12 protein-coding genes are annotated in these 12,311 nt (G+C 61.6%); 2 read left to right on the top strand and 10 right to left on the bottom strand.

All coding sequences use genetic code 11. The features are described 5' to 3' along the window. The first annotated feature begins 262 nt into the window (after positions 1-262). Positions 263-514: a hypothetical protein gene (locus ABDW57_RS11025; RefSeq protein ID WP_343730245.1), complete on the top strand. Its 252-nt coding sequence runs from the start codon at positions 263-265 to the stop codon at positions 512-514. Here ABDW57_RS11025 and ABDW57_RS11020 read toward each other — a convergent pair. The 7 genes from ABDW57_RS11020 to ABDW57_RS10990 all read right to left on the bottom strand — a co-directional run bounded on the left by ABDW57_RS11020 (position 439) and on the right by ABDW57_RS10990 (position 9,313). Continuing rightward, positions 439-1,842, bottom strand: coding sequence for a chemotaxis protein CheW (locus tag ABDW57_RS11020; protein WP_343730244.1), 1,404 nt, complete (start codon positions 1,840-1,842; stop codon positions 439-441). The two genes, ABDW57_RS11025 and ABDW57_RS11020, sit on opposite strands and share 76 nt — an antisense overlap. A gap of 1 nt (position 1,843) precedes the next feature. After that, positions 1,844-4,294 carry a PAS domain-containing methyl-accepting chemotaxis protein gene (locus ABDW57_RS11015; RefSeq protein WP_343730243.1) on the bottom strand — a complete coding sequence of 817 codons (2,451 nt, stop codon included), beginning with the start codon at positions 4,292-4,294 and terminating at the stop codon, positions 1,844-1,846. A 332-nt stretch (positions 4,295-4,626) separates the two neighbouring features. Then, positions 4,627-5,721 carry an ABC transporter substrate-binding protein gene (locus tag ABDW57_RS11010; protein ID WP_343730337.1) on the bottom strand — a complete coding sequence of 365 codons (1,095 nt, stop codon included), beginning with the start codon at positions 5,719-5,721 and terminating at the stop codon, positions 4,627-4,629. A gap of 196 nt (positions 5,722-5,917) precedes the next feature. Next, positions 5,918-6,985, bottom strand: a complete 1,068-nt coding sequence (hppD, locus tag ABDW57_RS11005; RefSeq protein WP_343730242.1) for a 4-hydroxyphenylpyruvate dioxygenase — start codon at positions 6,983-6,985, stop codon at positions 5,918-5,920. Position 6,986: 1 nt separating this feature from the next. After that, entirely contained in the window at positions 6,987-7,841 is an 855-nt protein-coding gene (phhA, locus tag ABDW57_RS11000) for a phenylalanine 4-monooxygenase (RefSeq protein ID WP_343730241.1), read from the bottom strand. Further along, positions 7,828-8,124 (bottom strand): 4a-hydroxytetrahydrobiopterin dehydratase, encoded by a 297-nt coding sequence (locus ABDW57_RS10995; RefSeq protein WP_343730240.1) that lies wholly within the window; start codon positions 8,122-8,124, stop codon positions 7,828-7,830. Before ABDW57_RS10995 ends, phhA begins: the two co-directional genes overlap by 14 nt. 1 nt (position 8,125) lies before the next feature. Next, a complete protein-coding gene (locus tag ABDW57_RS10990) occupies positions 8,126-9,313 on the bottom strand; it encodes an amino acid aminotransferase (RefSeq protein ID WP_343730239.1) in 1,188 nt (395 codons plus the stop codon). Between the two features lie 131 nt (positions 9,314-9,444). Here ABDW57_RS10990 and ABDW57_RS10985 point away from each other — a divergent pair, with 131 nt between their 5' ends. Then, entirely contained in the window at positions 9,445-9,957 is a 513-nt protein-coding gene (locus ABDW57_RS10985) for an Lrp/AsnC family transcriptional regulator (RefSeq protein WP_343730238.1), read from the top strand. On the opposite strand, the gene ABDW57_RS10980 is transcribed toward ABDW57_RS10985, so the two are convergent. From ABDW57_RS10980 to ABDW57_RS10970, 3 genes are all read right to left on the bottom strand, one after another. Beyond that, positions 9,958-10,191 carry a hypothetical protein gene (locus ABDW57_RS10980; protein WP_343730237.1) on the bottom strand — a complete coding sequence of 78 codons (234 nt, stop codon included), beginning with the start codon at positions 10,189-10,191 and terminating at the stop codon, positions 9,958-9,960. Between the two features lie 64 nt (positions 10,192-10,255). After that, positions 10,256-11,509, bottom strand: a complete 1,254-nt coding sequence (locus ABDW57_RS10975; protein WP_343730236.1) for a hypothetical protein — start codon at positions 11,507-11,509, stop codon at positions 10,256-10,258. 13 nt (positions 11,510-11,522) lie between these two features. Beyond that, on the bottom strand, positions 11,523-12,305 hold the full coding sequence (locus ABDW57_RS10970) for an isocitrate lyase/phosphoenolpyruvate mutase family protein (RefSeq protein ID WP_343730235.1): 783 nt from the start codon (positions 12,303-12,305) through the stop codon (positions 11,523-11,525). Positions 12,306-12,311: the final 6 nt, after the last annotated feature.

The following is a 12,311-nucleotide window of genomic DNA, read 5'->3' as shown; positions in this document are numbered from 1 at the left end:
TTTGGCGCACGGCCGGCTTCCTCCAGGAAGCCGGCTTTTTTTATGTGCGTCGCTGCAATCAGTGGCTGTACAATCAAGAAAACTCTCTTGAATAAAATGTGAATGCATCGCCGGCATCGACCGCTTTTCGCCGCCGCACGATCAGGGCTCCAGCCACGGCGATACGCGCATCACGCGGCAGGCGATTGGTGAAGGCCAGCCCTATGGGCCGCTGGCGCTGAATTCGCACCGCATCTGGCGCGAGCTGGAAGCAAGGAGCGGCGTGCCTTTGCTGGACACCTGCGGCATGCTGATGCTGAGCGACACTTACACCACCACCCCGGACTTTAATTTCCTGATTGATGAACACCCGGCGCTGCCGGGTGTCGCGGTGGCATCGGCCTGCTCCGGCCATGGCTTCAAGCACTCCGCCGCGATTGGCGAAGCGCTGGCCATGCACTACTGCGGCGACAACCGCGCCGCCGATCTGTCGGCATTCAGCTTCAACAACGCGCTGGCGTCGGCCACGCGATAGGTGCTGCTGCCGCTTTCCTCATCGAGGATCAGCAGATCGACCATTTCGCCGCCCCGCCGCAGGCGGTTGAGTTGCGCACTGCCGGGGGTAATCATGGAGACGATGCCATCCACCGCCAGCGCAACCGGCGCCGTCTCGGTGCGCAGCACCACCAGCGGCACATTGCCGCGTTGCGGGCTGCTCTTGCGCACATCATGCACGGCGATGGTGGCACCACGCCAGTGCAGCGTGGCGGAGCCGCCGGACGGCGCAGCCACACACTGTTCCGGCGCCACATGCAGCACTTCTTCAAAGGCGCCGATCGGCAAGGCCAGCTTGCCGCCGGCATCCAGTACCACATAAGTTTCCTCGTTGCGGCGCACGCCGCCTTGGGCGGCCTGGCGTATCTCGACATTGAGCGCCGCTTCAGGGTGCATGGCGAACAGCGCCGGCGCATCCACCAGCCGCAGCGTGGTGCCGTCGTCCTCGGTCACGCTCAGGCAGGGCAAGCGCCCTGCCGCCTCGGTGCGCACGCCTTGCGGCGATTCCGGCAACTGACGCAATTCGCACACCTGATGGATCGGCAGGCCCAGTGACTGTTCTCCCAGGCGCAGTACCGCCAGCAATGGGGCATCGGCGGTCTCACGGCCCAGCAGGCGCGCCAGCGGCAGCACGGCAAGGTGGCCGTCGCGCCAGCGGCACAAGGTCACGCCACTGCCGCCCAGGAAGCGCTCCTGCAGCGGCATCGGCAGGACTTCGGCCACATGCTCGGCACGCACGGCCAGGTGTTCGCCAAACGCCTGCAACAAGGCCCAGGTCTGGGTTGGCGCGGCAGCTGGACCTTCGGGCAGCGCTTCCTCCACGCCGACCGGTACACCGGCGCCATGGCACCAGCTGTGCGACAGGTCGAACAGATTGCCGACGTTCAGCAGCGCCAGCGTCTCGCCGCTGTCCGGCAGCACGGCGGCGCTGTGGAACAGCTGTTCGGGATCGTCGTCATGGCACAGGCGCAGCACGGCGCTGGCGGGCAGCGCGGTCATCGGGTCCAGCGTATCGACGCACAGTGCGGCCATGCGCTCGCCGGCGCGCAGCAAGACCACGCGGCGCAGGTGCAGCTCGCCGCCGCTGGCGCCGGCCAGCGCCACCCAGCACGACAGGTCGATCACCGGCACCGGCTGGCCGTCCACCGCCAGCACCCCCAGCAGCGCGCCATGGCGGCGCGGCAGCGGTGCAAACTGCTCGGGTGCGGACAAGGCGCGCAGCACGTTGTCGGCCGGGATGCCGATGCGCGCCGCGCCGATGCGTACCACCACGTGCGGCGCCACGCCGTTGTCGGTGGAGTCTGCCATCTCAGGTACGCTCCGTCATTTCTTCCAGGTCGCGCAACAGCATGGCCACGTCATTGGTAGCGGTGGCCTGCGCGGCGGTGGACTGGTGGATGCTGGCGATCGATGCGCGCGTGGTGGTCACCGACTTGACGATGCGCGCAAACGCCGCTTCCACCTCGCTCGACAGGCGTCCGCCTTCATCCACCCGGCTCACGGTCTGGTTAATCAGTTTGGCGATCTCGCGCGCCGCGCCGGCTGATTTCTCGGCCAGCTTGCGCACTTCGTTGGCCACCACCGAGAAGCCCTTGCCATGCTCGCCGGCGCGCGCCGCTTCAATGGCGGCGTTGAACGCCAGCAGGTGGGTCTGGGCGGCGATGTCGCCAATGGCGTCGACGATTTCATGCACTTCGCCGGACGAGGTCTGGATGGCCTGGTTGGCGGCACGCGACGATTCCACCAGGCGGCCGCCTTCGTGCGCTTCGCTCTCGGTCTGGCCGGCCAGGCCGCTGGAACGCTCGGAACCGCGCGCGATCTCGTTGATGGAGTCGGTCAGCCCCGCCAGCAGTTGCGCAATCGCCTGCACTTTCTGCGTGATGGCCTGCTCGCGCTGCACCTGCTCGGTGATGTCCATCGCGAACTTGACCACCTTGTACGGACGGCCGTTGAAGTCGAGGATGGGGTTGTAGGTGGCCAGGATCCACACCTCGGCGCCATGACGTGCGCGGCGGCGGAAGCGGCCCGACTGGTACATGCCCTGCGACAGATTGGCCCAGAAGTGGCGGTACTCGCTGCTGCGCACCAGTTCCGGTTCGCAGAACATGCTGTGGTGTTGGCCGATCACATCTTCCTGCGTGTAGCCCAGGGTGCGCAGGAAGTTATCGTTGGCGCTCAGCACCTGGCCGCGCAGGTCAAATTCGATCACCGCCTGCGAGCGGCCGATGGCGTCCAGCTTGCCCTTGATTTCGGCGTGCAGGCGTTTTTGTTCGGTGATGTCGGTGGCGAACTTCACCACCTTGTATGGCTTGCCGTCGGCATCAAAGATCGGGTTGTACGATGCCAGAATCCAGATGTGCTTGCCCTGCTTGGTGCGGCGATGGAATTCGCCGGCATGGAACTCGCCGCGTGCCAGGCGCTCCCAGAAACTCAGATACTCGTGCGAGTGTGCGAATTCGGCATCGCAGAACATGCGGTGGTGGTTGCCCTGCACTTCGTCCAGCGTGTAGCCGATCACGTTCAGGAAGTTGCTGTTGGCGGCCAGCACTCGGCCCTGCAGATCGAATTCGATCACGGCCTGCACGCGGTCCACCGCGGCGATGCGGCCGGCGTAATCCGCGTTGCGCAGTTTGGCCTCGGTGATGTCGGTGGCGAACTTGACCACCTTGACCGGCTTGCCCTCGTCGTCGATGATGGGGTTGTAGGAGGCGCGGATCCAGATCACGCGGCCATCCTTGGTCAGGCGTTTGAATTCGCCGGCATGATAGCCGCCATCGGCCAGGTGACGCCAGAAGCCGTGGTATTCGGGCGACTGGCTGAAGGCGGGCTCGCACAGCATGGTGTGCGGGCGGCCGATCAGTTCTTCGCTGCTGTAGCCAAAGGCGTCGAGGAAATTCTGATTGGCATGCAGAATGCTGCCATCGAGGCCAAATTCCACCACGGCCTGCGCGCGGTCGAGCGCGGCCACTTTGCCTTCAAATTCAAAATTCCCTTGTACGATCGGCGTGATGTCAGAGGCATATTCCACAATCTTGACCGGCCTGCCATCAGGGTTCAGCACCACGTTGTAGGATGCGCTGATCCAGATGCGGCGACCATCCTTGCTGCGGCGGCGGAATTTGCCGACGCGGTTTTCGCCGGCCGCCAGGCGCTCCCAGAACTCGGCATACTCCGGCGCCAGTACGTCGTCACGATCGCAGAACATGCGGTGGTGCTTGCCGAGGATTTCTTCTTCGCTGTAGCCATACAAAGCGCTGAAGTTTTTGTTGGCGGACAGGATGGCGCCACCGGTGGTGAATTCCATCACCGCATGCACGCGGTGGATGGCGGCCATCTTGCCATCCTGGTCGGCGCTGCGCAGCTTGCGGTCGGTGATGTCCCTTGCCAGCTGGATCACCTTGATCACTTTGCCCTGATCGTCAAACACCGGATTGTAGGAGCCTTGCAGCCACACATGGCTGCCGTCGCTGGCGATGCGGATGTATTCGCCGGTGTCCGCCTGGCCCAGCGCCAGCGCGCGCCACAGGTCGCCGTAGGCTTCGCCATTGATGAAGTCCTGGGTGCAGAACATGCGATGGTCGCGGCCGGCAATCTGCTCCATGGTGTAGCCCATGAGGTCGAGGAAATTCTGGTTGGCGTCCAGTACGCGGCCATCCGGGTCGTACTCGACCAGGCCCTGGGTGCGGTCTACAGAAGCCAGCACGGCAATTGCACGTTGAATTGCGGCGGCCGGCGCCACCGAGGCGGAAAGATCGGTCATTGTTCAGTTCCTGTCTGGGCCCCGGGATAGGTATGGGAGTTATCCGGAGCAGGAGCGCAGAGGGGCGCTCAACGAGGGCCGGTGGGCGTAGGCTGGGACCAGCGGCGGAGGAACTTAAAATGTAACAGTGCACTTGCTTCTCAGCAAGTGACAATTGTACCGACCTGCCGTTCCCGCCTTGGCGGAAACGGCAAGCTTGCCAGGACGGCAGGAAGGAAAATCAGATCACGCTCGATGGACTCGGACAGGGCTGTGAAGTTGCCTTCACCGAAGTCATCGCCGCCCTTGTCGCAAGCGCCCCAGCCCGGTCAGTCAGACAGGCCGACCTTGAACTACAATTTGCCGACCGTGACCGCCTTGCCTTTTTGTACCTTGGTCAGGTACACCTTGTTCAGGCCCTGGTGGTCTTGCGGACCAAAAGCGATGTCAAGCCCGCCGAAGTTGCTGCTCAACTTTTCCAGCGCCGAGAGGAAACCCGCACGCGTCAGATCGGGACCGGCTTTCTTCAAGCCTTCCACCAGCACCACCGCGTCGATATAGCCTTCAAACGAGGTGTAGTCGTAGTCGCTGACGCCAGCCGCCTTCAGGTCAGCCTGGTATTGCTTGACGATGGGCAGGCTCTCGTCAAATGGCGACGGCACTACCTGGGTAATATAAACGCCCTCCGCGGCTTCGCCAGCAGCCTTGATGAAGTTGGCGGTACCGACAAACGAGAGGTTGAAGAACTTCGGCTTGTAACCGGCGGCATGGGCTTTCTGTACCAGCGCCGCGCAAGCTTTGTAGGTGCCGACCATCAGCACCGCGTCTGGCTTGGCCTGCAACAGGGCCGCCAGGCCGGCATCGACATCCTCGGTATTGCGCAGGTAGTGGCCTTCCCCCGTGATGCTCAGCTTGCGCTTTTGCAGGGACAATTGCAGCCCTTCCTTGCCGACCTTGCCGTACGTGTCTTCCTGATAGAACAAGCCGATCTTGGTGATGCCGGCGTCGCTCACCAGGCGTTCGACCTGCAATTCAATTTCGTTGAAATAGGAGGAGCGTATGTTGAAGACGTTTTTATTCAGCGGCGCGCGCAGGAACTCCGCGCCGGTAAATGGTGCGAAGAAAGGAATGTTATTGTCGTTCACCAGCGACAGCGCAGCCTTGCTGGTCGGGGTGCCAACGTAGCCAAACAGGGCGAACACGCCATCCTTCTTGATCAGCTTTTCGGTCGCCGTGGCAGTGCGCTGAGGATCGTAACCGTCGTCCTCGCTGACCAGGGTGATCTTGCGGCCATTCACACCGCCGGCGGCATTGACTTTCTTAAAATAAGCCTCGCTGCCCGCCTTGATGCCTTGACCGAGTGCAGCGGTGGGCCCGGACAGGGCATTGGCCATACCTATTTTGATTTCGGTGGGGGTGACGCCCGGGTCCGCGTAGACGGAAGACATCATCGTAGCAAAGAGGAGACCCAGCAGGGAGAGACGAGCGAAGCGTTTCATGTTTGCCCTTTCGCAGTGCGCCGGACAGGCCCGGCGGTGGGTCTCACACTATACCGTTGAGCAACATATTTCAATGGCGCATACGCAACGGTGTGTACTGCGGGGGCAGCCCCAGCGCTGCCTTAACGCTGCCCCCAACCGGCCATCAGATCACGCCGCGGCGTTTCTGGTCACGCTCGATGGACTCGAACAGGGCCTTGAAATTGCCTTCGCCGAAACCATCGTCACCCTTGCGCTGGATGAATTCGAAGAACACCGGACCCAGCTGGGTTTCAGAGAAGATCTGCAGCAGCAGGCGCGCTTTGCCATCCACCACCGAACCGTCCAGCAGCAGGCCGCGCGCTTGCAGCTCGGCGGCGTTTTCGCCGTGGCCCGGCACGCGGCTGTCCAGCATTTCATAGTAAGTGGCTGGCGGCGCGGTCATCAGCGGCACGCCGGCGGCGCGCAGCTTGTCGACGGTGCCGATCAGGTCTTCGGTCAGCAGCGCGATGTGCTGGATGCCTTCGCCGTTGAACTTCATCAGGAATTCTTCGATCTGGCCGCCGCCTGCCTTGCCTTCTTCGTTCAGCGGGATGCGGATCTTGCCATCTGGCGCGGTCATGGCGCGCGAGGTCAGGCCAGTGTATTCGCCCTTGATGTCGAAGTAGCGGATTTCCTTGAAGTTGAACAGGCGCTCGTAGAACGAGGCCCAGTAGCTCATGCGGCCACGATAGACGTTGTGGGTCAGGTGGTCGATGATCTGCAGGCCGTGGCCGACCGGGTGGCGTTCCACACCTTCGATGAATTCAAAGTCGATGTCGTAGATCGAGGTGCCGTCTTCAAAGCGGTCGATCAGGTACAGCGGCGCGCCGCCGATGCCCTTGATGGCCGGCAGGCGCAGCTCCATCACGCCGGTCTGCATGTCCATCGCCTGCGCACCCAGCTCCAGCGCGCGCTGGTAGGCCTGGTGCGAATTGCGCACGCGGAAAGCCATGCCGCACGCCGACGGGCCGTGTTCGGCCGCGAAGTAGGCGGCCGGACTGCCCGGCTCATTGTTGATGATGAAGTTGATGCCGCCCTGGCGGTACAGCTGCACGTTCTTGGAACGGTGGTTGGCCACCTTGGTAAAGCCCAGCTGCGCGAACACCGTCTCCAGCACGCCTGGCACCGGCGACGCGAATTCCACGAATTCAAAGCCCATCAGGCCCATAGGGTTGTCGAACAAGTCTGCCATGTTATTTTTCCTTTTTAAAGTGGTGATAGCTGCCGGTGCCGCGCGTGACCAGCACGTCGTCGGGCAGGATGGTGCCCGGCTGGAGCACCGGCTTTTGCTGCACTTGCGCGTACAGCGGAGCGAAATCGGTGTGCGCCAGTTGCAGCAGCTCGTCGAGATCGCGGATGACGAAATAGGTTTCCTGGAAGTCGTCGATGCGGTAATCGGTCTGCATCACGCGCGGCAGGTCGAAGCGCACGCGGTTCGGCGATGCGTCGTCCAGCGCGAAGATCGATTCGGTGTAGGAGGAAACGATGCCGGCGCCGTACAGGCGCAAGCCGTCCTTCTGCTGCACCAGGCCGAATTCCACGGTGTACCAGTAGACGCGCGCCAGCAGATCCAGCACGCCCTTCTCTTTCGCGCGCAGGCCGCCCACGCCGTAGGCCTGGATGTAGTCGGCGATGATGGGGTTCATCAGCAGCGGCACGTGGCCAAAAACGTCGTGAAACACGTCCGGCTCCTGCAGGTAGTCCAGCTGGTCGGCGCTGCGGATGAACTGGCCGGCCGGGAAACGGCGGTTGGCCAGGTGTTCGAAGAACACTTCATCCGGCACCAGTCCCGGCACGGCCACCACCTGCCAGCCGGTGTGCTGCATCAGCACTTCGCTCAGCTGGCGGAAGTCAGGGATCTGGTCCGGGGCGATCGGCAGTGCGCGCATGCCGGTCAGGAATTCATCGCAGGCGCGGCCTTCCAGCAGCTTGCTCTGACGCTCGAACAGCGTTTTCCAGACGGCGTGCTGCTCGGGCGTGTACTGGTCCCATTGCTGGTCGATGGTCCAGTCGTCGCGCTGGCCCGGCGGCAGATCAGACAGATGCATGGCCGAATCCTTGGGCAATGGTGTCGCAGAACTGCGCGAGGTCGAAGTCCTTTTGCGTCAGGCCGCCGGCATCGTGCGTGGTCCAGGTGACGTGCACCTTGTTGTAGACATTGCTCCACTCGGGATGGTGGTTGCGTTTTTCCGCCGTCAGCGCCACAGCGCTCATGAAGGCGAAGGCTTCCACGAAGCCGGCGAACTTGAAGTCGCGGCTGATGGACAGCTGGTCCGCAGCCAGGGCCCAGCCTTGCGGCACGGGTACTTTGGTGAGGTCGATTTTTTCCATATCACTGCTCCGTCATGACTTGAACCATGGCCTGCGCCACCGGCGCCACGCCTGCGTTGCTCAGGGCCGCGAGACACATGCGGCCGGAATCGATCAGATACACGCCATATTCATCGCGCAGCTTGCGGATCTGCTCCACCGGCAGGCCGGTGAAGCTGAACATGCCCTGCTGGATGCGCAGATATTCAAAATCGCCGCCCGGCAGGCGTGCCTGCAGTTCGGCGTGCAGCGCGCTGCGGATCTGCTTCATGCGCACGCGCATAGCGGTCAGTTCTTCTTCCCACTGGGCGCGCAGCTGCGCATCCTGCAGCACGGTGCTGATCACGCGCGCGCCATAGCCCGGTGGGCTGGAGTAGTTCTTGCGCACGGCCGATTGCAGTTGCCCCAGCACCGTGGCGGTTTCGCTGGCGTCCTTGCAGATGACGTGCAGCGCGCCGCACCGCTCGCCGTAAATGGCGAAATTCTTGGAGTAGGAGCTGGCGACCAGCAGAGGGATATTCTGCTCCGCAAAGTGGCGGATCGCAAATGCGTCTTCGTTGATGCCTTCTCCAAAGCCCTGGTAGGCGATGTCGAAGAACGGCAGCAGGCCGCGCTCCTGTACCGCCAGCGCCAGCTCGCGCCATTGCTGCTGGTTGAGATCCGCGCCGGTCGGGTTATGGCAGCAGGCGTGCAGCACCACGATGTCGCCGGCCGGCAGTGCACGCAGCCTGGCCAGCATGGCGTCGAAGGCCACGCCGTGGGTTGCAGGCGAATAGTAGGGATAGCTGCCTACTTCGAAACCGGCGCCGCCAAAGATGCCTTTGTGGTTGTCCCAGGTGGGATCGCTGACCCAGACGCGGGCTTGCGGGAACCAGGCTTTGAGGAAGTCGGCGCCGACTTTCAGCGCGCCCGAACCACCGAGGGTCTGGATAGTGGCGACGCGCTCGGCGTTGGCGTCACCGAACACCAGATTGCGCGATTGTTCGCGGTAGGCCGGCGAGCCGGCCATCGGCAGGTAGGGATGCGGATGGAAGGACTGGGCCAGATGCTTTTCGGCGGCGGCGACAGCGCCCATCAAAGGGATGCGCTGCTCGTCGTTCAGATACACGCCGATGCTCAGATTGATTTTCGCGGGCCGTGGATCGGCAGCGAATTGTTCGTTGAGCGTGAGGATGGGGTCCCCGGCAAATGCTTCAACATGCTGAAACATTTTGTCTCCTGTTTTTATGGTGAAAACAGGAAGAGCTTAAACCTCAAAAGCCGGGAAAAGTAACCGCTTTTAACGGAGTTTTGTATAATTTACGCACAATTTACTCACCAACCATCAGGAAGACGCACAAAATGATCACCACCATCGACAAGTTCGATTTGCAGCTGTTGACCGAGCTCCAGCGCGACGGCCAGGCCACCAATAGCGCGCTTGGCAACAAGATCCATTTGTCCACTTCGCAGGTCAGCCGGCGCGTGCAGCGGCTGCAGGAAGGCGGCGTGATTGACCACTATGCGGCCATCATCGATCCGGTGGCGGTGGGGCTGGATGTGATGGCCTTCACCGAGGTGACGCTGGATCACCACAGCCCGTCCGCCAGCGAGCGCTTTGAGAAGGAGGTGGCGGAATTGCCCGAGGTGACGGAGTGCTACACCCTGGCCGGCCGCGCCGACTATCACCTGCGCGTGGTGGCGCCGGATCTGGCGTCGTTGTCCAAGTTCATGACCGAAAAAATCCTGCGCATTCCGGGCGTGGCGCAGATGAAATCCACGGTTACGCTGCGCAAGATCAAGCACACGCACGTGCTGCCGCTGGATCACGTGATGCAGCCGACCGAGACGCGCAAGCGGGTGCAGTTCACCTGATCAGCGCCGGCGTGCAGCGGCGCGCGTGCTATGGTGCCTCCGGCTTTTACGGCGGGAAGCAGAACGGGCCGGAGCCTTATGCCGGGTTTTGGTCTCTCCGGCCTCCGAACGTTGCTTATTGACGATACGCGCCGCGACTTCCTCCTCGCGGCCGGCGTACCGCCCTTCCTTCTTGAACTTGCGCTCCAGTTTCTTATATTCGCGCTCCCGCTTGGGGCTGGCTCCTGTGGGCATGATGTTCTCCTGATCATCGATAGCGCCAGCCTAAGCGCGTAAAGCCCCAAGGTCTGTTCGACAACTAACCGCGCACGACAGCCAATTCTGCTTCCAGACTAGCTGCTATATGCGGAAGATTCGCCTTAGCCGCGTCTCGCCGGCTGTTCCGTGACGCTCGCGCCTCCGATGAATAAAACCGCTCACGCACTTTCGTGCCCGATTCCGATGACACGACTGTCTCAAACCAATCGCCTTGGTACACAGGTAGTAACTCGCCTCCGCCGGTTTGATAGCCCAGCGAACGCAACGGATACAAGTCCATTATTTCTATCAGCCGCTTATCAAATGTCAGGAAAGCGGTGAAGAAATAGCGCGCCTCCCGGTTAATATTCAAGGTCATTGCTTCTTCAAGATGACGTATGTGCAGGAGATCCCAAGCCATGTTACTCAGTTGCTTAGGCAGATCATTTCGACCCTTCTGGATTTTTCCAAAGAAACTAAGGTCCTGACCTCGTTCAAAATACGCCCGCGCAATTACCGTCTCACGTGCAAATATGGTGGCGAATTCGCCGTCACAAAACGCAAGAAAGTCTATTACCTTCTCTGTTACGCTTCGGCCAGCGGTATATAGTTGAATCAAGGCCATCTTCATCAGGCAGATGTACATGTATTGATGTCGGGTACGCAATCCGCCCAACGCTGCATGATTGTGCCGTTCCTCATACATATCGGAAATCAACTTCAAAGCACGTGAATCGAGCTCGCCAGCGGTCAGCACTGAACGGGCTTCGCCATTTACCTTCAGCCATTCCTTATCCAATGTGCGAAGCGTTTCGTACGCCTTCAGTTTGGCGAAAATTCGGTCTGCTGCTTTTGCATCGCTAAGATTGAAGCGATTCTCATTAATGTAAGGAAGTGGGTCGACATTGACCTCATCTCTTGCAATGAACGCAAACACCTCCTTAAAGTCGTCAGGAATTTTGTTATTTGGAAGCCCTTTGATGTAGGGTTCCAGATAGCTCATGGCCTGCGTATCGAGTGAAATCGAGCAATCAACAGGATAGGAAACCGGTCCCTGGCGGGCACTCATCTCGCTGAAAGTATCAGGATCGAGTACAAATACGCGTTCAGAGGAAAAGATACTCCGTACCGCGGCGCCAGCCCCAAATGTACGATTTACAGCAAACCCAAGGCTGGCCCCCTTCTCAGCAGCGAAGACAAATTTATAGTCGGTGATTAACGGCCAGCACTGGCTATACAACACGATGGCCTCAGCAACAGAATCAGCGTTGCAAATCTCGGCAACAAGCTCGCGCGTGATCGCATACCTATCCATCGCGATCACCTGCCTAGGGCTTGACGAACAGGGCCTGCAGGTCGCCGTACGGCATGGCCTGGGCGATCAGGGGGCCGGCGTTGCCGGTGGCCAGGAAGCCCTTGGCCATGTCGGCGGCGACTGCCCACAACGCTTGCGGGATGCCGGAGCCGGCGCTCAGGCGTGCAACGCCGAGCTTGTGCAGCTCATCGGCTGATGGCAACCCCGGCCAGTCCATGACGTTGACCGGCAGCCCAGCGCCCGCGACCACGGCCTTGATCTCGTCTACCTTGCAAATGCCCGGCACGAACAGGCTGTCGGCGCCGGCTTCCTTGTACAGCGCGGCGCGCTGCAGCACTTCCGCCACCCGCTCGCTTTCCGGCGCCAGACCGCGCAGGTAGACGTCGGTGCGGGTGTTGATGAAGATGTAGCGGCCCTGCTTGCGGATGGCGCTGATTTTCTCGGCCAGCAGCGCCGGTGCATCGTTGCCGTCTTCCAGATTGATGCCGGCCACACCAGCCTCGATCAGGCGCAGCACGTTGCGCGCCACCTGCTGCGGATCGGACGAGTAGCCGTTTTCAAAATCCACCGACAGCGGCACCGTCAGCACGCGCGCGATGTTGGCTGCCACCGCCACCGCGTTATCGACCGGCAAATGGTCGTTGTCGGCGTAGCCCTGCGCCCACGCCACGCCGGCGCTGGTGGTGGCAATCGCCGAGGCGCCCAGACTTTCAAACAGGCGCGCGCTGCCTGCGTCCCAGGCGTTGGGCAGGTGCAGCAGTTTGCTGCCATCGTGCAGTTTCTTGAACTCGTTCATGCGGTC

Origin of the sequence: Duganella sp. (assembly GCF_039595735.1) — a bacterium.
In the GTDB taxonomy this organism is placed as follows: Bacteria; Pseudomonadota; Gammaproteobacteria; order Burkholderiales; family Burkholderiaceae_D; genus Rugamonas.
Note: the sequence above shows the minus strand (reverse complement) of the source record. Positions and strands in the feature narration are given on the sequence as shown.